The sequence below is a fragment of the Janthinobacterium svalbardense genome (assembly GCF_002327145.1).
GTDB lineage: Bacteria > Pseudomonadota > Gammaproteobacteria > Burkholderiales > Burkholderiaceae_D > Janthinobacterium > Janthinobacterium tructae.
The window spans coordinates 4,845,170-4,872,133 of record NZ_CP023422.1 but is presented as its reverse complement, the minus strand read 5'-3'; the positions used below and the strand labels follow the sequence as shown (position 1 = coordinate 4,872,133).

Sequence of the window (26,964 nt, the reverse complement as noted above, 5' to 3'; positions counted from 1 at the left end):
GCCCAGGCTTTGCGAACGGGGCCAAAGGGCGGAAAATAGCGGGATAGCTTACACTGCGTTTTTAGCGCGACGGCGCCAGCCCACGAGGCGACGCCGGAACTCTTACATTTGGACGGGATCATCACATGACCATTAAAATCAGCCAGAACTTCGACTCGGGCGCCATCGAGGTGGTAAGCGCCACCAGTGCCGGCGCCATCGACCTGAACTTGCGCAAGGATAGCCACGCCGACATCCATCAGTGGTTCCACTTCCGCCTGCAGGGCGCGCGGGACCAGGCATGCACGCTGCGCATCCTGAACGCGGGCCAGGCCACGTATCCGGCCGGCTATGAAGACTACCAGGCCGTGGCCAGCTACGACAGCGAAAACTGGTTCCGCGTGCCGACCGCGTTCGACGGCCAGGTCATGACGATTTCGCATACGCCGGAACTCGACAGCGTGTACTACGCGTATTTCGAACCGTATTCGTGGGAACGCCATCTGCGCCTGCTGGGCGAAGTGGCCGAGCATCCGCTGGCGCGCGTGTCCGACCTGGGCAGCACGGTCGACGGCCGCGACATGAATATGGTCACCATCGGCAACCCGCAGGCGGAAAAGAAAATCTGGGTCATCGCGCGCCAGCATCCGGGCGAATCGATGGCCGAATGGTTCGTCGAAGGCTTGATCGACTCGCTGCTGGACGACGCCAATCCGATCGCGCGCAAGCTCCTGCAGCGCGCCGTGTTCCACATCGTGCCGAACATGAACCCGGACGGCTCCATCCGCGGCAACCTGCGCACGAATGCGGCCGGCGCCAACCTGAACCGCGAATGGATGACGCCTTCGCTGGCGTCCAGCCCGGAAGTGCTGTGCGTGAAAAACAAGATCCACGAAACGGGCGTCGACATGTTCTTCGACATCCACGGCGATGAAGCGTTGCCGTACAACTTCGTGGCCGGCAACGAAATGCTGGAAAACTTCACGCCGGCCCAGGCCGCGCACCAGAAAGCCTTCATCGAGCGCTACAAGCAGGCCAGCCCCGACTTCCAGGACAAGTTCGGCTACGCGGCCAGCAAGTACAAGTCGGACATGCTGACCCTGGCGTCGAAATACATCGGCCACCACTTCGGCTGCCTGGCGCTGACGCTGGAAATGCCATTCAAGGAAAATGCCGACTTGCCGGACCCAAGTGTAGGCTGGAACGGCGCGCGCAGCGCGGCCCTGGGCGCAGCCATGCTGCAGCCTATCCTGCTGTCGCTGGATTGAGCGGCGTTGATCATGGGCGTCGAGATCGAGCGTAAATTCCTGTTGCAAGGCGATGCCTGGCGCGGCCTTGGCCAGGCGGTGCTGCTGCGCCAGGGCTATCTGTCGTCCGCGCGAGAGCGCGTGGTGCGCGTGCGCATCGAGGGCGAACAGGCGATGCTGACCATCAAGGGCGCGAACGTGGGCGCGACGCGCGGCGAGTGGGAGTATCCGATTCCGCTGGCCGACGCCGCCGAATTGCTCGACGGCCTGTGCGAACAGCCGCTGATCGAAAAAGTCCGCCACCGCATCGAGCACGCGGGCATGCTGTGGGAAGTCGACGAGTTCCTCGGCGCGAATGCGGGTTTGATCGTGGCCGAGATCGAACTGGCCTCGGAAGACCAGCCTTTCGAGAAACCCGAGTGGATCGGCGTGGAAGTGTCGGGCGATGCGCGCTATTACAACGCGAACCTGATCCGCCACCCGTTTTCACAGTGGTGATGCGGTGATAAACGCGGCGTGAAATGCAAAAAGGCGGAACCGGGGTTCCGCCTTTTTTTGCATGCGCTGGTGGTGTTGTCGGATTACGCCGTGCCGGCTAATCCGACCTACGGCCTGCCTTTCAATCATTGCATCGACACCTCTTCAAACCGTAGCGAGCAAGCCCGATATCGGGTTGAGTAACGCAGCTGTACTAAAGTACAGCGAGTAACGCCGACCCGAGAGCGGGCTGCGCAGTAGGTTTGAAGAGCGTGTCATCAGATCAGTGGAAATGCTCTGTACCCTGCGGCGTATCTTCCGGCATTTCCGCATGCGCCAGCTCACCGACCGGGTCGGCAAACAAAGGCGCACCGCAATCGTCGCAGTATTCGCCGACAAAACGTTCCGCGTGGCGTTTGATCTGCGTCACGCCGGCGGCGTTCAGGTGCTCGATGATTTCATCGACGGGCGTCTTTTGCTTGTCCAGCGCGGCGATGCCGACCTGGATCAGGCCTTCGATCGGCGTGCCATCCTCGTCTTCCTGGCCGTACAGTGGCCAGACGATGCCGTAGATGACGTCCGGCGCCTGGCGCAGGGTGAAGGCGATGCGGTACTCGTCCACCTGGCTATCGGCCGCTTCTTCGCCGAAGCCGGCAATGACGGCGCGCAGTTCCGACGGCTCGATGGCCAGGGTGTGCGTCAGGTAGTGCACCGCGGCGCGCACGGAGACGGGGCGTATCAGCTTGTCCGCTTCGCGGCAGGCCACGTAGTACGCTTCCGGCAGCAGCAGTTCCAGGCCGCAGCCGGGCAGCAGGCGGGCGATGGTCGGCGTCGCCTGCTCGCGCCATTGTTCCAGGGCGGCGCTGCGCTCGGCGATGAAGTCGAGCTGGCTTGCTGGCGTCTGCCAGCGGAACAGCGGTGCGCCAGCAGGCGCCACCACGGCCACCAGCAGGTAGCGCGTGTCGGCCAGGAAGGGCGCCGTTTCCGCCTCTTTGCTTGAGGGCTTGACGGCCGTGCCTTTCAGCGCGGCCAGTGCCAGCTTCTGCGTCTTGACATACGTCTCGACGTGGCTGCGCGGCAGCTGGTCGATCGAGTACAGGGTCGGCGCCATGGCCATCTTCGTGCCGTCGGCCAGCAGGTGGGCGGCGAAATGCGCGGACAATACGCCGTGCGCATCGCCGGCCATCGGGCCGGAAGCGATGGAAAAGCGCGTCCACGCGAGGATGGGCACGGCGACGAGCAGGGCGTCGTAGCGCACGTCTTCGTGCACGATGACGGTCGATTCGCTGACGGCTTCAACGCAGTCCATCAGCACGTCGTAGGCGTTCAAGTCTTCCTTGAACAGGCTGCCCAGGGTGTTGTCGATGGTGTCCTGGTGGCCGGTTTTGAGTAATTTCTGGAGCTGCGTATCCAGGCTGTGTTCCCAGGACCGCTCTTCGAGACGGCTGGCTGCCTGTACGATCGCCTGGGCAAAGGTGACCAGGCGCTGGCTGTCGGCAGTCAGTTTATGGGATGAATCTTTGGAAGGACGACGCATAGCGGGATAAGAGTCTCGGAAAGTGAAAAAAATGGATCAGTCAAACAATGATAAACCCTTATAACCGTATTGTAGAGGATTCGGCCGCACGCAATACGTAAGCTGTTCCTAGATCATGCCAATAGTCGAAAATTCAAGTAAAAACGGGGCAGCAGGACGAAAAAAAAGCGCCGGTCGAAACCGGCGCTCTTATCTTGCCTTACAGCTGGGCTGATTACTCGGCCAGCAGTTGACGCAATACGAATGGCAGGATACCGCCATGTTTGTAGTAATCGACTTCGATCGGCGTATCGATGCGCAGCAGCACTTTCACGTCGACGCTGGTGCCGTCGGCGCGGTGGATCACCAGGGTAGCCAGTTGCTGTGGCTTGATTTCGCCTTCGAGGCCTTTCAGGTCGAAGGTTTCATTGCCGGTGATGCCCAGGGTTTGCACGCTGTCGTCGCCGATGAATTGCAGCGGCAGCACGCCCATGCCCACCAGGTTCGAGCGGTGAATACGCTCGAACGAACGGGTGATCACGGCTTTCACGCCCAGCAGTTGCGTACCTTTGGCTGCCCAGTCGCGCGACGAGCCCGTACCGTACTCTTCGCCGCCGAAGACCATGGTTGGCGTGCCTTCAGCAACATATTTCATCGCTGCGTCGTAGATCGACATTTCTTCGCCGGAAGGCTGGTGGATCGTGATGCCGCCTTCGACCGCCGAACCGTCTGCCTTGGCAGGGATCATGCGGTTTTTGATACGCACGTTGGCAAACGTGCCGCGCATCATGATTTCATGGTTGCCGCGACGCGAGCCGTAGGAGTTGAAGTCCGCTTTCAGGACGCCGTTTTCCTTCAGCCATTTGCCTGCAGGACCGTTTTCCTGGATCGAGCCGGCTGGCGAGATGTGGTCGGTGGTGATGGAATCGCCGAACACGCCCAGTGCGCGCGCGCCTTCGATACCGGTGGCCACTGCCGCTGGCGTCATCGAGAAGTTGTCGAAGAACGGTGGTTCCGCGATGTAGGTCGATTTCGGCCAGTTGTAGACTTGGCCGGAGACGGTGGTGACTTTTTCCCACAGCTTGCCTGGCGCGCCCTTGACGTCCGCGTAGTTGTCCTTGAACACCTTGGCGTTCATGGCGAACTTCATCATGGCCGACACTTCAGCCGAGGTCGGCCAGATGTCGCCCAGGTAGACGTCCTTGCCGCCCTTGCCCTTGCCGACTGGTTCCGTCATCAGGTCGCGCGTCATGTTGCCGGCGATGGCGTAGGCGACGACCAGCGGTGGCGAGGCCAGGAAGTTCGAGCGGATGTTCGGGTGAATACGCGCTTCGAAGTTGCGGTTGCCCGACAGCACGGCCGACGCGACGATGTCGTGCGTGGCAATCGCTGCGTTCAGCTCAGGCGTCAGGTCGCCCGCATTGCCGATACAGGTGGTGCAGCCGTAGGCGGTCACGCCGAAGCCCAGTTTTTCCAGGTACGGCAGCAGGCCGGCAGCGGTCAGGTACTCGGTGACGACGCGCGAGCCGGGAGCCAGCGAGGTCTTGATGTGTGGCGCGACTTTCAGGCCGGCTTCGACGGCTTTCTTGGCCAGCAGGCCGGCAGCCAGCATCACGCTCGGGTTCGAGGTGTTGGTGCACGAAGTGATCGCGGCGATCAGCACGTCGCCGTTCGATACTTTCACGCCATTCGTCGTTTCGTACACGGCGTTCAGGTCGGCTGGATTCTTGTTGAAGCCGTTTTCCGAGGTTGGCTTGGCGAACAGTTCGGCGAAGTTCGCCTTGACGTTGCCGATTTCGATACGGTCTTGCGGGCGTTTCGGGCCGGCCAGCGACGGTGCGACCGTGGCCAGGTTCAGTTCCACCACGCGGGTGTAGTCGATGTCGCCCGCTTTTGGAATACCGTACAGGTTTTGCGCCTTGAAGTAGCTTTCGAACGCGGCGATTTCAGCCTTGCTGCGGCCGGTGCCCTTGAAGTAATCGATGGTCGCGTCGTCGACCGGGAAGAAGCCCATGGTCGCGCCGTATTCCGGTGCCATGTTGGCGATCGTCGCGCGGTCCGTCAGGGTCAGCGATTCGGTGCCTTCGCCGAAGAATTCGACGAACTTGCCGACGACTTTCTCTTTGCGCAGCAATTCGGTGATGGTCAGTACCAGATCGGTGGCGGTGCAGCCTTCGCGCAGCGCGCCGGTCAGGTTCACGCCGATGACGTCAGGCGTCAGGAAGTAGACCGGTTGGCCCAGCATGCCCGCTTCCGCCTCGATGCCGCCCACGCCCCAGCCGACCACGCCGATACCGTTGATCATGGTGGTGTGCGAGTCGGTGCCGACCAGGGTGTCAGGGTAGTACACGTCGCCGGCTTTCTTGCCTGCGTGGTGCACGCCGCGTGCCAGGTATTCCAGGTTGACCTGGTGGACGATGCCGAAGCCTGGTGGCACGACGCCGAAGGTGTCGAAGGCCTGCATGCCCCATTTCATGAACTGGTAACGCTCGTTGTTACGCGAGAATTCCAGTTTCATGTTCAGGTCCAGCGCTTTCTTTTCGCGGTAGTGATCGATGGTCACCGAGTGGTCGACCACCAGGTCGACCGGCACCAGCGGCTCGATCTTCTTGGCGTCGATACCCATCTTGGCGGCCACGTTGCGCATCGCTGCCAGGTCGGCCAGCAGGGGAACGCCGGTGAAGTCTTGCAGCACGACGCGCGCCACTACGAACGGGATCTCGTCGGTGCGCTCGGCGGTCGGGCCCCAGCTCGCCAATTGCTTGACGTGTTCTTCGGTGACTTTTTTGCCGTCGCAGTTGCGCAATACCGATTCGAGCACGATGCGAATCGACACTGGCAGGCGGGAGACATTGATGCCCAGGCTTTTTTCCAGTGCCGGCAGGGAATACAGCTTGCCCTTTTTGCTATCCGAAATATTAAAGTCCTTGAGCGTGTTCAGAGTGTTGCGGGACATGACCTCTCCTTGTTGGGTATCGTCTATTTATTGATGATTCAAATTACAAAACATGACTGAGCCCCCGAAGAGGCCCTTGCTACGCACATCAGCCGCCGGTGACTGGCAAGACGCCCAGCGATGGCGGGGCTTCCACCAAGGCTGCCGGCTTGGCTTGCTCCGCATCCTTGCATTCATTGGCCAGTTGGCGGCCCTGCTTGGAATCGAGCAGCATGCCTTTGGCCGGAATACCGATCCAGACCAGGCCGTACAAGCGGTTCTCGAAGCGGTTGGCGCCGGTGGTGGTGCCAACGCGGCTCAGGCGGTGCAGGCGCTTCTTCCAGCGCAGGGCGATGTGTTTGTCGTCAGTAGCATTGGTGTAGATGGTAATTTTATTACCAAGTTCACAATTGAAATCGGTGGAGGCCGAGCCTGCGGTGTTCGGTTCATCGGCTTCTTCCTTGTCGGCGACCGACATGGCGAGCGGATGGGCTTCCTTGACGGCAGCCTTGGCCTTGGTGGTCTTGGCCTTTGGCTTGGCCTTGACTGCCTTGACTGCCTTGGGATTTGCCTCTGCCGTGGCGGCGAAGCTGGCTGGCGCCAGCGTGAGGGTCATGGCGCCCAGCGCGACGCTGCATGCAATGGCTAATTTGGAGAGGGACATCGTGTAATTCCTGTCAGTTTTCAGTGGTGCTGGAAGAGGGGGCGTTGAGTAATGCAGCGGCCGCCTCGGGCAGGCCCAGGCCCGCCAGTTTGGCGCGTTGCAAAACGGTCCAATAATATCGGTAGCTGGCGCGGTCATGCAAGCGGCCATTTTGCGCAATCGGTCCCCAGTTGGCGCGCAGCGCTTCATTCAGGATGTTGCTGGCCTCGTTGACTTCGGACAGGCGCGGCGTGAAGGCCTTGATGATGGGCTTGATCTGGTCCGGGTGGATGCTCCACATGCGCGTGTAGCCGAACTCGGCCGTCGCGCGCTGGGCGTCATTTGCCACCACGGCCGAATCGCGCACGTCCGTCGTCACGTTATGCGACGGCACCTTGCCGTGCGCGTGGCAGGCGGCCGCCACTTCGAGCTTGGCGCGCACCACCAGCGGGTGCGTAAACTGGCCCGGCGTGCGCATGGCGGCGGCGGGAATGGCGCCGTAATGGGCCGAAACGAAATCCATGATGCCGAAGGACAGGCATTCGACCTGGGGCAGGGCGGCGATGGCGTAGGCGTCGCGCAGTGCGCCATGCGTTTCGATCAGGATGTGCACGGGCAGGTTGTCGCGGCCGGCGCGGTGCGCATGCAGATTGATCAGGTCGATGGCCAGCATGGCATCCTGCACGCCGCCCACCTTGGGCACGGCGATGTAGGCCAGGCGGGCTGCGGCGCTGCAGATGATTTCCACGTCGCGCGCGAAAAACGGGCTGTCGACGTCGTGCACGCGCACGCCGATGCGGTTGAACTGGTTCTCGTCGCTGGCCAGCAGGCCGGCGATCATGTGGGCGTGCGACTCTTCATTGCCGGCGCTGGCGCCGTCTTCGCAGTCGAACGTGATGTCGAACAGGGGCCCAAGCTCTTGTTGCAAAGCAATCGATTTACGCATCAGCTTTTCAGAGCCGGCGTAGTGGTCGCAAGCGGCGAGCAACAGCGGCTGGCGTTTGCCTTGGAATAAAACCTCGGAAGGGTGCATGCTTAAGGCATTTCTGCAGGTAAAGACTACTTGATAAAACAGCCGCGCCGCGAATCTCGCGGGGCGGCCTTCTTGGCGGGCGGCGCTCAGGCCGCGCCGCCAATACTGGATTTATGCCAGCAGGTGTTTCACGCCTTCGCGCTCTTCGGTCAGTTCTTTCAGGGTCAGGTTGATGCGTTCTTGCGAGAATGCATCGATTTCCAGACCTTGAACGATGGTGTACTCACCGTTGTCGGTGGTGACCGGGAAGCCGAAGATGGTGCCTTCAGGGATGCCATACGAGCCATCGGAAGGTACGCCCATGGTGGTCCACTTGCCAGCCGTGCCCAGCATCCAGTCATGGATGTGGTCGATGGCGGCGTTCGCTGCCGACGCTGCCGACGACAGGCCGCGCGCTTCGATGATGGCCGCGCCGCGCTTGCCGACGGTTGGCAGGAAGGTGTTGGCATTCCATTCCTGGTCGTTGATCAGGTCCTTGACGGCCTTGCCGTTCACGGTGGCGAAACGGTAGTCGGCGTACATGGTTGGCGAGTGGTTGCCCCACACGGTCAGCTTCTCGATATCCTTGACGGCGGTGCCGGTCTTGGCCGCGACTTGCGACAGCGCGCGGTTGTGGTCCAGGCGCAGCATGGCGGTGAAGTTTTTCGCCGGCAGCGACGGTGCCGATTTCATGGCGATGTAAGCGTTGGTGTTGGCAGGGTTGCCGACCACCAAGACTTTGACATTGCGCGAAGCGACGGCGTCGAGCGCCTTGCCTTGTACCGTGAAGATCTGCGCGTTCGCTTCCAGCAGGTCCTTGCGTTCCATGCCTGGGCCGCGTGGACGCGCGCCAACCAGTACGGCCACGTCGACATCCTTGAATGCGGTCAGCGGATCGGAGTGGGCGGTCATTTCCGTCAGCAGCGGGAAGGCGCAGTCGTCGATTTCCATCATCACGCCCTTGAGCGCCTTCTGGGCTTTTTCGTCCGGGATTTCAAGCAGTTGCAAGATGACAGGCTGGTCTTTACCGAGCATGTCGCCATTGGCGATGCGGAACAACAGGGCGTAGCCGATCTGGCCGGCGGCGCCGGTCACTGCAACACGCATTGGGGTTTTAGCCATGATGAATCTCCAAAGTGGGAAAGAAAACGGGCTTGAAGCTGGGCTTACGCTTATCCGGAAAAACTATAATGATACCAAAACCGGCACGCGCCACCGAATTGCTGGTGTACGCTGCCGTCACGCTCGTGCTGCACGAGGCCAGAGTGGCTGGCCGACAACATAAAACGCTGGCTCAGAAGTTTTATCGAGGGCAGTTTAGGCCTCCGATCTGTATCTGTCAATCATATCTTATGTCTTATATAAGACAGATAACTACGAGTGTTTTACTGGACGCGGGCAGTGATTTGTGTTGAAATGTCGGACTATGAATCCCGCCTCGTCCAATCTGACCAACAATGCCACTGCTGCAAGCGGGGCGGTCAGTCCGACCGCGGGCGCCCCGGCCACGCCCGTCGCCGCAGCGGCCAGCACGCCCGTCACCGCAGTGGCCAGCAGCAATACCACTACGGCGATGCCCGTCGCCAGCGCTGCACCCACCTTCAGTCCCCTGTACCAGCAGATCAAGGCGCTCATTACGCAGAGCCTGCAATCGGGCGAGTGGAAGCCGGGCGAGCTCATTCCCAGCGAAGTCGAGCTGGCAGGGCGCTTCAAGGTCAGCCAGGGCACGGTGCGCAAGGCCATCGATGAACTGGCCGCCGAGAACCTCGTCATGCGCCGCCAGGGCAAGGGCACCTTCGTTTCCACCCACCATGAGGCGCGCGCGCATTTCCGCTTCCTGCGCCTGGTGCCGGACGAAGGCGTGCCGCATTATCCCGAAAGTAAATTTATCGAAGTCAAGCGCGTGCGCGCGCCGGCCGACGTGGCGCGCCTGATGGACCTGAAGTCCGGCGACGCCGTCATCTTCATCAAGCGCGTGCAGTATTTCGACGGCGTGCCGACCATCGTCGAGGAGCTGTGGCTGCCCGGCCTGATCTTCAAGGGCCTGACGGCCGAGCGCCTGGTCGAATACAAGGGGCCCATGTACGGCCTGTTCGAAACGGAATTCGGCACGCGCATGATCCGCGCGTCCGAGCAGATCCGCGCCGTGTGCGCCGACGCGGGCGCCGCGCAATTGTTAAATATTGACCTCGGCACGCCCTTGCTCAGTTCCGAGCGCGTGTCGTTTACCTACGGCGACAAGCCGGTCGAACTGCGCCGCGGCTTGTATCTGACCAGTCGCCATCATTATCAGAATGAACTCAGCTGAAGCGGCGGGGCGCCTGCGGGTGCCCGGACAAGCAGCAAGGCTGAAGTGCATCGCTTGCAAGATGCCTGCCGCAAGGCGGGCAGCGGAGACAGCAGAAAGCGCAGCTAAAGCATGGCCCGCTCCGGCGGGCCGTGCTTTGCCGGCGATTCTGTAATTAAATTACGTGAACTACGGAAAGTAGCGCGATATTTTGTAGTAAAAAACCATTTTGGTTATATGCAACAATAGATATTGGTGTGGGTTGCGAAAATCGGCGAAAATCGCGGCTTCGCTTCAATATTTAGTTATCAAGGGGAGGTTTTTGTTATGTCTGAAGCCGTAAGAGAAGTACCAAAAAAAGAACGGCCGGAATTCCGTAACATTCATGTTACCGAATTGTCGAACTACCGCATGGCCGTCGGCGCCATCGTCTCGATCCTGCATCGCATCAGCGGTTTCATCATGTTCGCCCTGCTGCCCTGCATCCTGTACATGCTGGAACTGAGCTTGCGTTCCGAAATGTCCTACGCTTACTTCCAGGGCATCGCCTCGCACTGGTTCGTCAAGCTGATCACCCTGGCTCTGGTCTGGGCCTTCCTGCACCACTTCTGCGCCGGCATCCGTCACCTGTTCATGGATGTGCACGTTGCTATCGAAAAAGATTCGGCTCGCAAGACCGCGACGTCCGTACTGGTCGTGAGCGTGGTGTTGACGGCATTGGTCGCTTTGAAACTGTTTGGAGTATTTTAATGGCAGACAATAACATCGGACCGAAACGCCTCGTCGTCGGTGCCCATTACGGCTTGCGCGACTGGCTGGCGCAACGCGTCACCGCCATCGTCATGGTGGCTTATGTGGCCATCCTGCTGATTTCTTTCTTGACTGGCAGCAACTTCAGCTATGAAGGCTGGGCTGGTCTGTTCGCACAGCAGTGGTTTAAATTGTTCAGCCTGGTGACTTTCGTCGCCCTGTTTTACCACGCATGGGTTGGCGTACGCGACATCTGGATGGACTACGTGAAAAGCGCTGGCCTCCGTCTGACGCTGCAAATTGCCACCATGCTGTGGTTGATCGCTTGTGCCGCTTGGACGGTGCAGATACTCTGGAGTGTGTAATCGTGGCAGCATATAAATCTGCAATTCCTACCCGCCGCTTTGATGCGGTCATCGTTGGTGCCGGCGGTTCCGGCATGCGCGCGTCGTTGCAACTGGCTGAAGCCGGTCTGAACGTCGCTGTCCTGTCGAAAGTTTTCCCGACCCGCTCGCACACCGTGGCGGCGCAGGGCGGTATCGGCGCGTCGCTCGGCAACATGGCCGAAGACAACTGGTTCTGGCACATGTTCGACACCGTCAAGGGCGGCGACTATCTGGGCGACCAGGATGCCATCGAATTCATGTGCCGCGAAGCACCGAAGGTCGTGTACGAACTGGAACACTTCGGCATGCCATTCGACCGCAACCCTGACGGCACCATCTATCAGCGTCCCTTCGGCGGCCACACGGCCCACTTCGGCGAAAAGCCGGTGCAGCGCGCTTGCGCGGCAGCTGACCGTACCGGTCACGCCCTGTTGCACACGCTGTACCAGCGCAACGTGCGTGCGCGTACGCATTTCTTCGTCGAATGGATGGCAATCGACCTGATCCGTGACGCCGAAGGCGACGTGATCGGTGTTGTAGCGCTGGAAATGGAAACCGGCGAATGCATGATCCTGGAAGCAAAGACGACGGTCATGGCAACGGGCGGCGCAGGCCGCATCTTCGCCGCCTCGACGAATGCCTTCATCAACACCGGCGACGGCATGGGCATGGCGGCACGCGCCGGCCTGCCGCTGCAAGACATGGAATTCTGGCAGTTCCACCCGACCGGCGTGGCCGGCGCGGGCGTCTTGATCACCGAAGGCGTGCGCGGCGAAGGCGGCATCCTGATCAATAGCGAAGGCGAACGCTTCATGGAGCGCTATGCGCCGACCCTGAAGGATCTGGCGCCGCGCGACTTCGTCTCGCGTTCGATGGACCAGGAAATCAAGGAAGGCCGCGGCTGCGGTCCGAACAAGGACCACGTGATGCTGGACCTGCGCCATATTGGCGCCGACACCATCGCCAAGCGCCTGCCGTCGATCCTGGAAATCGGCCACAAGTTCGCCAACGTCGACGCCACCAAGGAACCGATTCCTGTCGTGCCGACGATTCACTACCAGATGGGCGGCATTCCAACGAACATCCACGGCCAGGTCGTCACCCCGACCGGTCCGGATAATTCGGCGCAAGTCGTCAACGGCCTGTACGCGATCGGCGAATGCGCCTGCGTGTCGGTGCACGGCGCCAACCGCCTGGGCACGAACTCACTGCTCGACCTGGTGGTCTTCGGCCGCGCGGCCGGCAACCACATCGTCAACAGTGGCCTGAAAGCCAAGGAAAACAAGCCTTTGCCAGCCGATGCTGCCGAATTTGCCATGGGCCGCCTGGCGCGCCTGGAAAACTCGACCGGCACGGAAACCGTGCAGGGCGTGGCGAACGACATCCGCGCAACGATGCAGAAGTACTGCGGCGTGTTCCGTACGGACGAGATGCTGAACAAGGGCGTCGAAGAAATCATGAAGCTCGACGAGCGCCGCAAGCACGTCTCCTTCAAGGATAAATCGATGGTCTTCAACACGGCCCGCGTGGAAGCGCTGGAACTGGACAATCTGATCGAAACGGCGAAAGCGACCATCGTTTCGGCAGCAGCCCGCAAGGAATCGCGCGGCGCCCACGCCCAGGACGACTATCCACAGCGTGACGACGACAACTGGATGAAGCACACTCTGTGGTATTCGGAAGGCAACCGACTGGCATACAAGCCAGTCGTGACCAAGCCGCTGACGGTTGATACCTTCAAACCGAAACCACGTACTTTCTAAGGCTATACCATGGCACGCACTCTCAAATTCAAAATCTACCGCTACGATCCTGACCAGGATGCCAAGCCGTACATGCAAGACCTGTCGGTCGAACTGAAAGACACCGACAAGATGCTGCTCGATGCACTGCAGCGCATCAAGGCGGACGTCGATGACTCGCTGGCCCTGCGCCGCTCGTGCCGCGAAGGCGTGTGCGGTTCGGACGCGATGAACATCAACGGCAAGAACGGCCTGGCCTGCACCACCAACCTGAACGAACTGTCGGAGCCTATCGTGCTGCGTCCGTTGCCAGGTTTGCCGGTCATCCGCGATCTGATCGTCGACATGACGCAATTTTTCAAGCAGTACGATTCGATCAAGCCGTTCCTGATCAACGATTCGATCCCGCCTGAAAAAGAACGCCTGCAGTCGCCGGAACAGCGCGAAGAACTCGATGGCCTGTACGAGTGCATCCTGTGCGCATGCTGCTCCACGTCGTGCCCGTCGTTCTGGTGGAATCCGGACAAATTCGTCGGTCCGGCAGGCCTGCTGCAAGCCTACCGCTTCATCGCCGATTCGCGCGACGAAGCCACCGGCGCGCGTCTGGACAACCTGGAAGACCCGTACCGCCTGTTCCGCTGCCATTCGATCATGAACTGCGTCGACGTTTGCCCGAAAGGCTTGAACCCGAACAAGGCGATCGGCAAGATCAAGGAATTGATGGTCCGCCGCGCGATCTGATTCGTCTGATCGCATCCGCCGGGCGCCGTTTGCGGGAAGAGGGTATCCTCTCTTGCCTGCAGGCGGCGCCTGCAAAGCAGTACCGTGCCGCAAGGCACCCGTAAAGTGGTAAACCAAATGACAGAATCAATTTTGTCCTCGCATCAGGCCGACCCGGCCAACCGCGCCCGCCTGCGCTGGCGTTCACGCCGTGGCCTGCTGGAAAACGACATTATCCTGACCCGTTTTCTCGATGCGTATGAAACCGAATTGACCGATGAAGAAGTTGACGCGCTGACGCGTTTGCTGGATTTATCGGACAATGCGTTAATGGATCTGGTACTGGCCCGTAAAGAGCCGGAAGGCGAAGTCGATCTGCCGCATGTGCGCGCACTGCTGCAACGACTGCGCATTGCCTAGACGCCTGGGCGATATATTGCAAACGGTGCGAGTGGCGCGCTGTAGCACTGCCGAGTGCGGTGCGAATTGCAGCCAGAATTTTTGATTTTTTATTTCGACTCACTCCCGAGAAGGAAGAGCCCATGAATATCTCTGACACAAAAGCTACCCTGTCGTTCTCCGATGGCAGCCCATCGCTTGAATTTCCAATCTACAAAGGCACGGTTGGCCCGGACGTCATCGACATCCGCAAACTGTACGCCGGTAGCGGCAAGTTCACCTACGACCCAGGCTTTATGTCGACGGCCGCCTGCAACTCGTCGATCACCTACATCGACGGCGACAAGGGCGAGCTGCTGTACCGTGGTTACCCGATCGAACAGTTGGCCGTCAACGCCGACTTCATGGAATCGTGCTACCTGCTGCTGAACGGCGAACTGCCGAACGCGGCGCAGAAAACCAAGTTCGTCGACACCGTCACCAAGCACACGATGGTGCACGAACAGATGCAATTCTTCTTCCGTGGCTTCCGCCGCGACGCGCATCCGATGTCGGTCCTGGTGGGCACCGTCGGCGCGCTGGCATCGTTCTACCATGATTCGCTGGACATCAACGACCCGCATCACCGCGAAGTGTCGGCCATCCGCCTGATCGCCAAGATGCCAACCCTGGTCGCCATGACCTACAAGTACTCGGTCGGCCAGCCGTTCGTGTACCCACGCAACGACCTGTCGTACAGCGCCAACTTCATGCACATGATGTTCGCCAATCCGTGCGAAGAGTACAAGGTCAACGACGTGCTGGTGCGCGCCCTGGATCGCATCCTGATCCTGCACGCGGACCACGAGCAAAACGCATCGACTTCGACCGTCCGTCTGGCCGGTTCGTCGGGCGCCAACCCGTTCGCCTGTATCGCTGCCGGTATCGCCTGCCTGTGGGGCCCTGCCCACGGCGGCGCCAACGAAGCGGCACTCAACATGCTGAAAGAAATCGGCACCGTCGAGAACATCCCAGCCTTCATCGAGCAAGTCAAGGACAAGAACTCCGGCGTCAAGCTGATGGGCTTTGGCCACCGCGTGTACAAAAACTTCGATCCACGCGCCAAGCTGATGCGTGAAACCTGCTACGAAGTGCTGCAAGAACTGGGTCTGCAAGACGACCCGCTGTTCAAGCTGGCGATGGAACTGGAAAAGATTGCACTCAACGACGACTACTTCGTGTCGCGCAAACTGTACCCGAACGTCGACTTCTACTCGGGCATCGTGCAATCGGCGCTGGGCATCCCGGTATCGCTGTTTACCGGTATCTTCGCCATGGCCCGTACGATCGGCTGGATCGCCCAGTGGAACGAAATGATCGCCGACCCAGAACAGAAAATCGGCCGTCCGCGCCAGCTGTTCGTCGGTTCGACCACGCGCGAAGTACTGCCACTGGACAAGCGTTAATCCAGAGCGGTACCTTGCAAACAAAAAACGGGCTTCGGCCCGTTTTTTTATGGTGTTATGCTCACCCCCTGGATCAACAGGAAGCACAACGCGATGAATGAAGAAACCTGCGCCCCCGGCGGCGTGGCCCTGGGCGATACGGCATTTGGCTACACCTTGTCGCTGATCGGCGGCAAATACAAGATGCTGATCCTGTACGCGCTCGCGGAAAACACGGTGCTGCGGCACAACGAACTCAAGCGCCATCTCGGCGGCATCGCCTTCAAGACCCTCAGCGTTGTGCTGAAGGAGCTGGAAGCGGACGCGCTGATCATCCGCAAGGAGTATCCGCAAGTGCCGCCCAAGGTTGAATACTCGCTCTCCAGCAAGGGCATATCGCTGATCCCCGTGCTGCACACCCTGTGCGAGTGGGGCGAACGGCACCAGCCAGTCTGATACGGATACGCTTGCTCAAGCGACTTTTTGCGGTCTTGAAGCTTACTTTTCTTACTGTATAAGCAGTCAATGTGCGTACTTGTGGAAAGTACTCACCATGGCTATGCTGTTTCTGCCTTTGCAGGCGTGCCGCCACATGCTGCGCGCCACGGGGCAGGGTACCTGCTTGCCTGCTTTCCTGTGCATGCGGGCCGGTGCATCCATTTCACTTCAGGAAAGCAGCATGATGAAAACCCTCGTAATCGTCTTCCATCCCTCCATCGCCACGTCGGTGGCCAACAAGCGCTGGCTGCAGGAACTGGCGCAGTATCCTGACCGTTACACGATCCACAATGTGCACCAGGCTTATCCTGATGGAAATATCGACGTGGCGCGCGAACAGGCGCTGGTGGAGGCGCACGCCAACGTGGTCTTGCAGTTCCCCGTGTACTGGTTTAACTGTCCGCCCATGATGAAGCAGTGGCTCGATGAGGTGCTGGCGTATGGATGGGCCTACGGCACGGGCGGCGATGCCTTCCAGGGTCGCAAGGTGGCGCTGGCCGTCACGGCCGGCATCCGGCAGGCGGACTTCACGCCGCAAGGCAAGTGGAACGTCACCCTGGCGCAGCTGCTGGCGCCGTTCGATGTCACCCTGGCGTATATCGGCGCCGACAGCCGCCGCTTCTTTGCTTTTTATGGTGCGGAAGACGGGCCGAAGGAGGTGGGCTATGCCGAGCGGCTGGCGCGCAGCGCGCAAGAGTATGAGCGCTTCCTGGCCGCCTTGTAGGGCGTCTTGTGTCAGTTGAATGCCGCTTCCAGATGATGCAGTTCGACGTGCCGCCCTTCGAGTTGCAGGCTGGTGCCGTCATAGGGCTGGGGCATGACGATGCAGCGCGGCGCATTGTGTTTGAGGATGCCGCCCCAGTGGGCGACCCTGGCACCGGCCTGGCGGCGGATCGCCTCGACCGTGGCGCCGCTGGCCAGGATGTGGGCTTGCGGAAAGGCTTGCTGCAATACGCCCAGGCCGAAATAGGCTTGCGGTTCGGCCGCACTGATATAGATGGTGGTCAGGCGCTTGCCGCTGGCGGCGATGGTGTGCGCTAACTGCGCCGCATCGTTGCGCAGGAACTGGGCGTTGATCAGGATGGCGTCCGTCACCCCACTTAACAGTAATGAGGTGGAGGGTGCGCAGCCCAGCACGTCCAGTTGGAAGGTTTCCAGCGTGCGGGAAGGAAGGGGGGCGCGTGCCAGCATAGGATTCTTTCGCTATTCGATACTCTTGCTGCATATTATCCTTTCGACCAAATGCGACAAATAGGGTAGATTGCAATACTTAGTTGCACGGATCGGACGAATCAATGAAAGCGCACAAATGGACCGCATAACCGCCGCACAGGTATTTGTCGCCATCGCCGAGCGCGGCAGCATGGTGGCCGCCAGCGAGGCGCTCGACATGTCGCGCGCCATGGTGACGCGTTACCTGGCCGAGATGGAGCAGTGGGCGGGGGCGCGTCTGCTGCATCGCACCACGCGTCGTTTGAGCCTGACGGATGCGGGCGAGGCGACCCTGGCGCGCTGCCGCCAGATGCTGGAAGTGGCCGGCGCCATGGCCGTTGCATCGCCCGGGGAGATCGACACGCCGCACGGCTTGCTGCGCATTACCTGCTCGCAATCGCTGGCGCAGACGGCGCTCGCTGGCGCAGTGACCGCTTACCTGCAGCGCTACCCGCGCGCCGCCGTCGACCTGCAGATGGAGAACCGCGCCGTCAACCTGGTGGAGCAGCGCATCGACCTGGCGCTCCGCATCACGAACGCGCTCGAACCGAACCTGATCGCCCGCCAGCTGGCCAGTTGCGCCTCGGTGGTGTGCGCTGCACCATCGTATCTGGCGGCGCATGGCACGCCGCGCCGGGCGCAGGACCTGGCCCTGCATAACTGCCTGACCTATACGTATTTCGGCAAGAGCCTGTGGCAGTTCACGCACGACGGGGAAGCGCTCACTGTCCCCGTCAGCGGCCGCCTGTCGGCGAATGAATCGCTGGTGCTGCTGGTGGCGACGGTGGCGGGGGCGGGCATCGCCATGCAGCCGCGCTATTCGGCCGCGCCGCTGATCGCCAGCGGGCAACTGGTGGAGCTGCTGCCCGCTTACGTGCCGCAGGACATGGGCATCTACGGCATCTATACCTCGCGCCAGCACATGTCGCCGCTGCTGCGCACCATGCTCGACTTCCTGGTGGACTGGTTTGCCGGCGATGCCGATTGGCTGGCGGCCATCGCGGCGGCGCCGTCATCGGGCAGACCAGTCGGGCGCAAGCGGCACGCCAGCGCGGGCGTGAAAGTGCCGTAAGCGCAACAGTAACAGGCTGGCAAGCCCGGGAAAATCACGCACCCAGCTTACATTTGCTTGCCAAATAAATTCAACTAGCCGTTGTTGCGTTACAATACCGCGTGCTATTCTAAATGACGGTATGCAGAATGCTGGTGCAATAAAAAAGCCCTTCCCCACAACTTGATGTGCAATCCGCTAACCGGTCAGGCCGTGTCGCGGAAGGTTAGATTAACCCGCTAATTCCTCGCGAAACGCGAAGAAAGGTGAGCAATATATGCAGCAATTAACGACCAACTCCTACCTGTTTGGTGGGAATGCTCCGTACGTGGAAGACCTGTACGAAGCGTATCTGAACAATCCAGGCTCGGTACCCGATAACTGGCGCTCCTACTTCGACGCGATGCAGCACGTGCCTGCCGTCGATGGCAGCAACAAGCCTGACGTGGCGCATGCCTCCGTCGTCGCCTCGTTCGCCGAGCGCGCAAAAGCAGGTCCGATCCGCACAGTGACCGCTTCCTTCGATGCTGAAATGGGCCGCAAACGTGTTGCCGCTACGCAACTGATCGCCGCTTACCGCTACCTCGGTTCGCACTGGGCCAATCTGGATCCGCTGCAACGCCAGGAACGTCCGATGATCCCTGAGCTCGAGCCGAGCTTCTACGGTTTCACCGACGCGGACATGGACACCGTGTTCAACATCAGCAATACCTATTTTGGCCCCGAGACCGCCACCCTGCGCGATCTGCTGAACTATCTGCGCGACACCTACACGCGTTCGATCGGTGCCGAATTCATGTACATCTCCGATCCGGCCGAAAAGCGCTGGTTGCAAGAGAAACTGGAATCGATCCGCTCCACCCCGAATTTCACCCCAGAGAAAAAAATCCACATCCTCGACCGCCTGACCGCGGCTGAAGGCCTGGAACGCTATCTGCACACCCGTTACGTGGGCCAGAAGCGCTTCTCCCTGGAAGGCGGCGAAACCTTCATCGCCTCGATGGATGAAACCATCCAGCGCGCCGGCGAAAAAGGCGTGCAGGAAATCGTCATCGGCATGGCCCACCGCGGCCGCCTGAACGTACTGGTGAACACCCTGGGCAAGGCGCCACAGGAACTGTTCGAAGAATTCGAAGGCAAGCATGGCGACGATCTGCCTGCCGGCGACGTGAAGTACCATCAAGGCTTCTCGTCGGACATCTCCACTGCAGGCGGCCCGGTCCACCTGTCGCTGGCGTTCAACCCGTCGCACCTGGAAATCGTCAACCCTGTGGTCGAAGGTTCCGTCAAGGCCCGCATGGATCGCCGCGGCGACGCGCAGGGCGCGCAAGTGCTGCCTATCCTGGTGCACGGCGATGCCGCTTTCGCCGGCCAGGGCGTGGTCATGGAAACGCTGAATCTGGCGCAAACCCGCGGCTACCATACGGGCGGCACGGTGCATATCGTGATCAACAACCAGATCGGTTTCACCACCTCGGACCCGCGCGATGCCCGCTCGACCCTGTACTGCTCGGACGTCGTCAAGATGATCGAAGCACCGGTCCTGCACATCAATGCCGATGATCCTGAAGCCGTGGTGCTGGCGACGCAAATCGCGCTCGACTACCGCATGGAATTCAAGAAAGACATCGTCCTCGACATCATCTGCTACCGCAAGTTGGGCCACAATGAGCAGGATACGCCGGCACTGACACAGCCACTGATGTACAAGAAGATCGGCCAGCATCCAGGCACCCGCAAGCTGTACGCGGACAAGCTGGTAGCGCAAGGCGTGATCCCTGCCGATGGCGGCGACAAGATGGTGGCCGCTTTCCGCGACGCCATGGACGCCGGCAAGCATACCGTCGATCCGGTCATCTCGAACTTCAAGAACAAGTACGCCGTCGACTGGCTGCCGTTCCTGAACAAGAAATGGACGGATTCGGCCGACACCGCCGTGCCGATGACGGAACTGAAACGCCTGGCCAGCCGCATCACCAGCGTGCCGGAAGACTTCAAGGTCCACTCGCTGGTTGAAAAAGTACTGGGCGACCGTGGCACCATGGGCCGTGGCGAAATGAACCTGGACTGGGGCATGGGCGAACACCTGGCCTACGCTTCGCTGGTCTCGTCCGGCTACGCCATCCGCCTGACGGGCCAGGATGCCGGCCGCGGCACCTTCGTGCACCGTCACGCCGTCTTGCACGATCAAAACCGCGAGCGCTGGGATGCCGGTACCTATATTCCGCTGCAAAACGTCTCGGAAAACCAGGCGCCGTTCACCGTCATCGACTCGGTGCTGTCCGAAGAAGCCGTACTGGCCTTCGAATACGGCTACTCGACCGCTGAACCGAACACGCTGACGATCTGGGAAGCCCAGTTCGGCGACTTCGCCAACGGCGCGCAAGTGGTAATCGACCAATTCATCAGCTCCGGCGAAGTGAAATGGGGCCGCGCTTCTGGCCTGGTCATGATGCTGCCGCACGGTTACGAAGGCCAGGGTCCTGAGCACTCGTCCGCGCGTCCAGAGCGTTTCCTGCAGCTGTGCGCAGACAACAACATGCAAGTGGTGCAGCCGACGACGGCAGCGCAGATCTTCCATTTGCTGCGCCGCCAGATGGTGCGCCAGTTCCGCAAGCCGCTGGTCATCCTGACGCCGAAGTCGCTGTTGCGCAACAAGGATGCCGGTTCGCCGCTGACCGACCTGTCCAAGGGTGGTTTCCAGACCGTCATCGGCGAAGTCGACGACAAAATCGATGCCAAGAAAGTCAAGCGCGTCGTCGCCTGCTCGGGCAAGGTCTACTACGACCTGGTCAACGCACGCAAGACACGCGGTCAGACCGACACGGCCATCGTGCGCCTGGAACAGCTGTATCCGTTCCCGCACAAGTCGTTCGCTGCTGAACTGAAGAAGTTCCCGAACCTGGTTGAAGTCGTATGGGCCCAGGACGAGCCGCAAAACCAGGGCGCCTGGTTCCAGATCCAGCACAACATCTTCGAAGGCCTGGAATCGGGTCAGCGTCTGGCTTACGCCGGCCGTCCTGCTTCGGCGTCGCCTGCTGTCGGTTATTATGACAAGCACTACGCCCAGCAAAAAGATCTGCTGGAAACGGCATTCTCGAAGCTGAAGGGTTTTATCCTGACCAAGTAAGTGGCAGGATAACGGGCGCCATGTGTATGCATGGCGCCTGTTCGCATACATCGTGACGGAGCGCCGCCCTAGCTACGCAGGGGCGGCGCCGCAATAACAAAATAAACGGAGTTTTACATGGCACAAATCGAAGTCAAAGTTCCCCAGTTGTCGGAATCAGTTGCAGAAGCGACCCTGCTGGCATGGCACAAGAAAGTCGGCGAACCAGTTGCGCGCGACGAAAACATGATCGATATCGAAACCGATAAAGTGGTGCTGGAACTGCCGGCGCCCGTCGCTGGCGTGATCGTGCAGATCATCAAGGCTGACGGCGCCACTGTCGTTGCCGGCGAAGTCATCGCCATCATCGATACCGACGGCTCGGCCAAGGTCAGCCCGATGGAAGTGTCGGCCGTGCCTGCGCCAGCCCTGGCTGCCGCCGCGCAAGACACCGCTAACGCGTCGGCACCAGCCGCTGCCACCAAAGGCGATGTCGCCATGCCTGCCGCTGCCAAGATCCTGTCCGAAAAAGGCCTGTCCGCTGGCGACGTCGCCGGTTCCGGCAAAGATGGCCGCGTGACCAAGGGCGACGCCCTGGCCGCTTCCGCCAAGCCAGCTGTCGCGCCACTGGCGCCAGCCGCTGCCAAGCCAGCGCTGCAGCAAGTCGCCACGCCGACCATCGCCAGCCTGGGCGACCGTCCGGAAGAGCGCGTGCCGATGAGCCGCCTGCGCGCACGTATCGCCGAGCGCCTGCTGCAATCGCAATCGACGAACGCCATCCTGACCACGTTCAATGAAGTGAACATGCAGCCGGTCATCGACCTGCGCAACAAGTACAAGGACAAGTTCGAGAAAGAGCACGGCGTCAAGCTGGGCTTCATGTCCTTCTTCGTCAAGGCTGCCGTCGCCGCGCTGAAAAAATACCCGATCATCAACGCTTCCGTTGACGGCAACGACATCCTGTACCACGGCTACTTCGACATCGGCATCGCTGTCGGTTCGCCACGCGGCCTGGTGGTGCCTATCATCCGCAACGCGGACCAGCTGTCGATCGCCGACATCGAGAAAAAAATCGGTGAATTCGGCGCGAAAGCCAAGGAAGGCAAGCTGACCCTGGACGACCTGACGGGCGGCACGTTCTCGATCTCGAACGGCGGCACCTTCGGCTCCATGCTGTCGACCCCGATCATCAACCCGCCACAATCGGCCATCCTGGGCGTGCATGCGACCAAGGACCGCGCTGTGGTCGAAAACGGCCAGATCGTGGTACGTCCGATGAACTACCTGGCCATGTCCTACGACCACCGCATCATCGACGGCCGCGAAGCCGTCCTGGGCCTGGTGGCGATGAAAGAAGCGCTGGAAGATCCTGCACGCCTGCTGCTGGACCTGTAAGCACTGTAGTCCCCCGGCGTCGCCGCCGGGGCAATGTAGCTGATACCCCTTGCCAGAAGACGCAGCTGGCTGATCTCAATGAAAGAGGATTCTCATGAACGTCTCTGAAGAAATCAAGCGTCTGCACGAGTTGCACCTGGCGGGCGCCCTGAGCGACGCGGAATTCGCGCAAGCGAAAGCCAAGCTCCTGAGCAATATCAACCTGGACAAATCGGACAGTCCCTCCGACTCCGGTCCGTCGAACGACCTGGTGCAGGAATTCAACCGCCTGCGCCGTTCACGCAACGACCGCTGGCTCGGTGGCGTCTGTGGCGGCCTGGGCCGCGCTTCCGGCATGGAAGCGTGGATCTGGCGCCTGGTTTTCGTCCTGTTTACATTGACCTTCGGCTTCGGCGTGGTGATTTACCTTCTATTGTGGATTTTCGTACCAGACGAAGAGATTGGAATAACAAAACATGAGTACTAAACAATTTGACGTAGTGGTCATTGGTGCGGGCCCTGGCGGCTACATCGCCGCCATCCGCGCAGCGCAGCTGGGCTTTTCCGTCGCCTGCGTCGACGAGTGGTCGAACGCCAAGGGCGGCGCCGCGCCTGGCGGTACCTGCACCAACGTCGGCTGCATCCCGTCGAAAGCACTGCTGCAATCGTCCGAGCATTTCGAACACGCGGGCCACAGCTTCGCCGAGCACGGCATCGACGTCGCCGGCCTGAAGCTGAACCTGGGCCAGATGCTCAAGCGCAAAGACACCGTCGTCAAGCAAAACAACGACGGCATCCTGTACCTGTTCAAGAAGAACAAGATCGCCTTCTTCCACGGCCGTGCCGCTTTCGCTGCCGCCGCCGTTGGCACGTATGACATCAGCGTGACAGGTGCAGCCAACGAAACCTTGACGGCCAAGCATGTGGTCATCGCCACGGGTTCGAACGCGCGCGAACTGCCAGGCGCACCATTCGACGAGAAACTGATCCTGTCGAACACGGGCGCACTGACCATCGACGCCGTACCAGCCAAGCTGGGCGTCATCGGTGCCGGCGTGATCGGCCTGGAAATGGGCAGCGTCTGGCGCCGCCTGGGTTCCGACGTCACCGTGCTTGAAGGCCTGCCGGTCTTCCTGGGCGCCGTCGACGAGCAGATCGCCAAGGAAGCGTCGAAGCTGTTCATCAAGCAAGGCTTGAAGATCAACCTCGGTTGCAAGATCGGCGCCATCACGCCAGGCAAGAAAGACGTCACCGTGGAATTCGTGGATGCCAAGGGCGAAGCGCAAAAAGCCGTGTTCGACAAACTGATCATCTCGATCGGCCGTACGCCGAACACGAATGGCCTGGGTGCCGACAAGGTCGGCCTGCAGCTGGACGAACGCGGCTTCATCGCCGTCGACGGCGACTGCAAGACCAACCTGCCGAACGTGTGGGCAGTGGGCGACGTGGTGCGCGGCCCGATGCTGGCGCACAAGGCGGAAGAAGAAGGCGTTGCCGTGGCCGAGCGTATCGCCGGCCAGCACGGTCACACCAACTTCAACACGATTCCGTGGGTGATCTACACCTCGCCGGAAATCGCGTGGGTCGGCAAGACCGAGCAAACCCTGAAGGCCGAAGGCATCGCCTACAAGGCCGGTACCTTCCCGTTCATGGCCAATGGCCGTGCGCGCGCGCTGGGCGACACTTCGGGCATGGTGAAATTCCTGGCCGATGCGACCACCGATGAAATCCTCGGTGTGCACATCGTCGGCCCGATGGCCTCCGAACTGATTTCCGAAGCCGTCGTGGCGATGGAATTCAAGGCCTCGGCCGAAGACATCGCGCGCATCTGCCACGCGCACCCATCCTTGTCGGAAGCGACCAAGGAAGCGGCACTGGCGGTTGACAAGCGCACGTTGAACTTTTAATTGTAGTTAGTCCTACAGGGGCGCTCGCGGATTTTTTCCGCCGGCGCCCTTGTGCGTTAAAGCGAATCCCATGAACGTAGAAGAGTTTTACCAGCACGCGTTGCAGAAGCGTGATTTCAAGGCCGATGCCGCCCAGCGGCGCGCGGTCGACCGCCTGCAGCTGTGCTATGACGAGTGGGTGGCCTACAAGGGCCAGCGCTCGAGCACCTTCAAGCGCCTGCTGAACCGTCCTGCCGTGCCGAAAGGCGTGTATATGTGGGGTGGCGTGGGGCGCGGCAAATCGTTCCTGATGGACAGTTTTTATTCGGTCGTGCCCCTGGTGCGCAAGACGCGATTGCACTTCCACGAATTCATGCGCGGCGTGCATCAGCAGCTCGACGAATTGAAAGGCGTGGCCGACCCGCTCGACGAAGTGGCCAAGCGCATCGCCAAGAAATACCGCCTCATCTGTTTCGATGAATTCCACGTCTCCGACATCGCCGACGCGATGATCCTGTACAACCTGCTGTCGGCCCTGTTCGCCAATGGCGTGTCCTTCATCATGACTTCGAATTACGATCCCGACCTGCTGTATCCGGACGGCCTGCACCGCGACCGCATGCTGCCGACCATCGCGCTGCTGAAGGACAAGCTCGACGTGATGAACGTCGACGCTGGCGTCGATTACCGCGGCCGCGCGCTGGAACAGGTGGAAAGTTACTACACGCCGCTGGGCGCCGCCACCGACAAGGCCCTGCGCGATGCCTACACGCGCATCGCCGAGACGGCCGATGAAGACGCGCGCATCCGCATCGAGAGCCGCGAAATCCACTGCCTGCGCCGCGCCGGCGGCATCATCTGGTTCGATTTCGCCACCCTGTGCGGCGGTCCCCGCTCGCAAAATGATTACCTGGAAATCGCCAGCCGCTTCCATACGGTGGTATTGTCCGGCATACCGGCGATGTCGGCGGCGCAGTCGTCCGAAGCGCGCCGCTTTACCTGGTTGATCGACGTTTTTTATGACCAAAAAGTCAAGTTGATCATGTCGGCTGAAGTGGCGCCCGAGCAGCTGTACACGAACGGCATGCTGGCCAACGAGTTTCACCGTACCGTTTCGCGTATCATCGAGATGCAATCGCGCGAATACATGGAAAAAGAACAGCGCGGCGCGGCCGACGCGATCGTTTGAGGCAGGGATCATGAACATGATGGCAAATACACTATACAAGCTGGGTGCGGCACTGGGCCTGGCCCTGGCATTGTCCGCCTGCGCACACCAGGGTGCTGCGGCATTGGATGAGGTTGGCGCACCGCAGGTGCCCGCTACCTTGTCGGTGGAAGAAGCGGACGCCAAGCTGAAGCAGTCAGCCAGCGAGCGCGAGGCGGCGGAAAATGAGTTTGCCGCGCGCGAACTGGAATGCTACGACAAGTTTTTCGTGAATAACTGCCTCGACCAGGCCAAGGAAAAGCGCCGCCTGATCCTCGTGCGTCTGCGCGCCGTCGACGCGGAAGCGAATTACTTCAAGCGGGCCGAATCCGTGCGCCTGCGCGACATCGACCTGGCCAGGACGCAGGAAGATGCGCGCCTGGACGCCGAGCAACGGGCGGCGGCCTTGCCCAAGCCCGTGAAAGTGGTCATGCCCGAGCCGGCGCCGCCCAAACCGGAAGGCAAGAGCGTTGCCGAGCGCGAGGCTGCGCAAGCGGCGAAGGAAGCGAAGCAGGCCGCCGCTGCTGCCGCCGCTGCGCCGCGCCGCGCAGCCCGCGAGGCAGACTATGCGCGCAAGCAGGCTGACGCCGTGGCGCGCCAGAAAAGAGTGGCGCAACGCCTGGCCGAGCGCCAGGCCGAAGCGCAGGCCAAGGCTGCCAAGGCGGCCGCAGCCGCTGCCGCTGCGCCGGCCGTTGCTGTGCCTGTGCCGCCTGCCAAATAACACCGCCGCGCAGGGGGGGATGCCGGAAATGGCGTGCCCTAACGCGCGCGGCGGGTTAAACTATGCACTTGCCGGTGATGCCGGCGTCAATGGCTGCCTGCGTACGTTGCGCGCGCCTGTTACCAACACTGCCTGGAACGCAACACATGAGCGATGCACAGCATATACAGCGGCGCCTGATTGAACTCAACGTGGAGCACCGTGACCTCGATGCCGTCATCGAGTTGCTGATACTCGATGGTCACCATGACGAGCTGCAGCTGCGCCGCCTGAAAAAGCGCAAATTGCAATTGAAGGATCACATCACCTTGCTGAAAATGCAGTTGGTGCCCGACGTTCCCGCCTGAGGGGCGCCAGTAGCGTCCAGTCCAGCCTTCACTTAAGTATAT

25 protein-coding genes are annotated in these 26,964 nt (G+C 60.8%); 19 read left to right on the top strand and 6 right to left on the bottom strand.

Annotation, left to right across the window (positions count from 1 at the left end):
* Positions 1–125: 125 nt before the first annotated feature.
* Entirely contained in the window at positions 126–1,247 is a 1,122-nt protein-coding gene (locus CNX70_RS21635; protein ID WP_096236951.1) for a M14 family metallopeptidase, read from the top strand.
* A 12-nt stretch (positions 1,248–1,259) separates the two neighbouring features.
* On the top strand, positions 1,260–1,724 hold the full coding sequence (locus CNX70_RS21630) for a CYTH domain-containing protein (RefSeq protein WP_096238607.1): 465 nt from the start codon (positions 1,260–1,262) through the stop codon (positions 1,722–1,724).
* 262 nt (positions 1,725–1,986) lie between these two features.
* On the opposite strand, the gene CNX70_RS21625 is transcribed toward CNX70_RS21630, so the two are convergent.
* From CNX70_RS21625 to CNX70_RS21605, 5 genes are all read right to left on the bottom strand, one after another.
* Positions 1,987–3,240: a DUF2863 family protein gene (locus CNX70_RS21625; RefSeq protein ID WP_096236948.1), complete on the bottom strand. Its 1,254-nt coding sequence runs from the start codon at positions 3,238–3,240 to the stop codon at positions 1,987–1,989.
* A gap of 214 nt (positions 3,241–3,454) precedes the next feature.
* Complete coding sequence (acnA, locus tag CNX70_RS21620; RefSeq protein ID WP_096236945.1) at positions 3,455–6,175, bottom strand: aconitate hydratase AcnA; 2,721 nt, start codon at positions 6,173–6,175, stop codon at positions 3,455–3,457.
* An 88-nt stretch (positions 6,176–6,263) separates the two neighbouring features.
* Positions 6,264–6,818: a hypothetical protein gene (locus tag CNX70_RS21615; RefSeq protein WP_096236942.1), complete on the bottom strand. Its 555-nt coding sequence runs from the start codon at positions 6,816–6,818 to the stop codon at positions 6,264–6,266.
* 13 nt (positions 6,819–6,831) lie between these two features.
* Positions 6,832–7,830, bottom strand: a complete 999-nt coding sequence (locus tag CNX70_RS21610; protein ID WP_096236939.1) for an HpcH/HpaI aldolase/citrate lyase family protein — start codon at positions 7,828–7,830, stop codon at positions 6,832–6,834.
* Positions 7,831–7,941: 111 nt separating this feature from the next.
* A complete protein-coding gene (locus CNX70_RS21605; RefSeq protein WP_096236936.1) occupies positions 7,942–8,931 on the bottom strand; it encodes a malate dehydrogenase in 990 nt (329 codons plus the stop codon).
* 304 nt (positions 8,932–9,235) lie between these two features.
* Between CNX70_RS21605 and CNX70_RS21600 the strand changes: the two genes are divergently transcribed.
* The 9 genes from CNX70_RS21600 to CNX70_RS21560 all read left to right on the top strand — a co-directional run bounded on the left by CNX70_RS21600 (position 9,236) and on the right by CNX70_RS21560 (position 16,739).
* On the top strand, positions 9,236–10,117 hold the full coding sequence (locus CNX70_RS21600; RefSeq protein ID WP_096236934.1) for a GntR family transcriptional regulator: 882 nt from the start codon (positions 9,236–9,238) through the stop codon (positions 10,115–10,117).
* Positions 10,118–10,423: 306 nt separating this feature from the next.
* The gene (gene sdhC, locus CNX70_RS21595) at positions 10,424–10,846 is read left to right on the top strand and encodes a succinate dehydrogenase, cytochrome b556 subunit (RefSeq protein ID WP_096236932.1); all 423 of its coding nucleotides are present in this window, start codon (positions 10,424–10,426) and stop codon (positions 10,844–10,846) included.
* Positions 10,846–11,211, top strand: a complete 366-nt coding sequence (gene sdhD, locus CNX70_RS21590; RefSeq protein WP_071076254.1) for a succinate dehydrogenase, hydrophobic membrane anchor protein — start codon at positions 10,846–10,848, stop codon at positions 11,209–11,211. The genes sdhC and sdhD overlap by 1 nt, the downstream gene beginning before the upstream one ends.
* Before the next feature lie 2 nt (positions 11,212–11,213).
* Positions 11,214–12,995 carry a succinate dehydrogenase flavoprotein subunit gene (sdhA, locus tag CNX70_RS21585; RefSeq protein ID WP_096236929.1) on the top strand — a complete coding sequence of 594 codons (1,782 nt, stop codon included), beginning with the start codon at positions 11,214–11,216 and terminating at the stop codon, positions 12,993–12,995.
* 9 nt (positions 12,996–13,004) lie between these two features.
* Positions 13,005–13,715 (top strand): succinate dehydrogenase iron-sulfur subunit, encoded by a 711-nt coding sequence (locus CNX70_RS21580; protein ID WP_096236926.1) that lies wholly within the window; start codon positions 13,005–13,007, stop codon positions 13,713–13,715.
* 117 nt (positions 13,716–13,832) lie between these two features.
* Positions 13,833–14,114, top strand: a complete 282-nt coding sequence (locus tag CNX70_RS21575; protein WP_034752073.1) for an FAD assembly factor SdhE — start codon at positions 13,833–13,835, stop codon at positions 14,112–14,114.
* Between the two features lie 122 nt (positions 14,115–14,236).
* Entirely contained in the window at positions 14,237–15,538 is a 1,302-nt protein-coding gene (gene gltA / locus CNX70_RS21570) for a citrate synthase (RefSeq protein WP_096236923.1), read from the top strand.
* Between the two features lie 93 nt (positions 15,539–15,631).
* Positions 15,632–15,973 carry a winged helix-turn-helix transcriptional regulator gene (locus tag CNX70_RS21565; protein WP_096236920.1) on the top strand — a complete coding sequence of 114 codons (342 nt, stop codon included), beginning with the start codon at positions 15,632–15,634 and terminating at the stop codon, positions 15,971–15,973.
* A 223-nt stretch (positions 15,974–16,196) separates the two neighbouring features.
* Entirely contained in the window at positions 16,197–16,739 is a 543-nt protein-coding gene (locus CNX70_RS21560; RefSeq protein ID WP_096238606.1) for an NAD(P)H-dependent oxidoreductase, read from the top strand.
* A gap of 11 nt (positions 16,740–16,750) precedes the next feature.
* Here CNX70_RS21560 and CNX70_RS21555 read toward each other — a convergent pair whose 3' ends face one another.
* On the bottom strand, positions 16,751–17,206 hold the full coding sequence (locus CNX70_RS21555; RefSeq protein ID WP_096236917.1) for an MBL fold metallo-hydrolase: 456 nt from the start codon (positions 17,204–17,206) through the stop codon (positions 16,751–16,753).
* Between the two features lie 118 nt (positions 17,207–17,324).
* Between CNX70_RS21555 and CNX70_RS21550 the strand changes: the two genes are divergently transcribed.
* The 8 genes from CNX70_RS21550 (at position 17,325) to CNX70_RS21515 (ending at position 26,922) form a co-directional block, all read left to right on the top strand.
* Positions 17,325–18,299, top strand: a complete 975-nt coding sequence (locus CNX70_RS21550) for a LysR family transcriptional regulator (protein WP_096236914.1) — start codon at positions 17,325–17,327, stop codon at positions 18,297–18,299.
* Between the two features lie 256 nt (positions 18,300–18,555).
* On the top strand, positions 18,556–21,408 hold the full coding sequence (locus CNX70_RS21545) for a 2-oxoglutarate dehydrogenase E1 component (protein WP_071076261.1): 2,853 nt from the start codon (positions 18,556–18,558) through the stop codon (positions 21,406–21,408).
* A 117-nt stretch (positions 21,409–21,525) separates the two neighbouring features.
* Entirely contained in the window at positions 21,526–22,782 is a 1,257-nt protein-coding gene (odhB, locus tag CNX70_RS21540; protein WP_096236911.1) for a 2-oxoglutarate dehydrogenase complex dihydrolipoyllysine-residue succinyltransferase, read from the top strand.
* Between the two features lie 94 nt (positions 22,783–22,876).
* Positions 22,877–23,248, top strand: coding sequence for a PspC domain-containing protein (locus tag CNX70_RS21535; protein ID WP_096236908.1), 372 nt, complete (start codon positions 22,877–22,879; stop codon positions 23,246–23,248).
* A complete protein-coding gene (lpdA, locus tag CNX70_RS21530; protein ID WP_096236905.1) occupies positions 23,238–24,668 on the top strand; it encodes a dihydrolipoyl dehydrogenase in 1,431 nt (476 codons plus the stop codon). Before CNX70_RS21535 ends, lpdA begins: the two co-directional genes overlap by 11 nt.
* A gap of 70 nt (positions 24,669–24,738) precedes the next feature.
* Positions 24,739–25,836, top strand: coding sequence for a cell division protein ZapE (zapE, locus tag CNX70_RS21525; protein ID WP_096236902.1), 1,098 nt, complete (start codon positions 24,739–24,741; stop codon positions 25,834–25,836).
* Between the two features lie 16 nt (positions 25,837–25,852).
* Entirely contained in the window at positions 25,853–26,575 is a 723-nt protein-coding gene (locus CNX70_RS21520) for a hypothetical protein (protein ID WP_244198904.1), read from the top strand.
* A 146-nt stretch (positions 26,576–26,721) separates the two neighbouring features.
* Positions 26,722–26,922: a YdcH family protein gene (locus CNX70_RS21515; protein ID WP_071076266.1), complete on the top strand. Its 201-nt coding sequence runs from the start codon at positions 26,722–26,724 to the stop codon at positions 26,920–26,922.
* Positions 26,923–26,964: the final 42 nt, after the last annotated feature.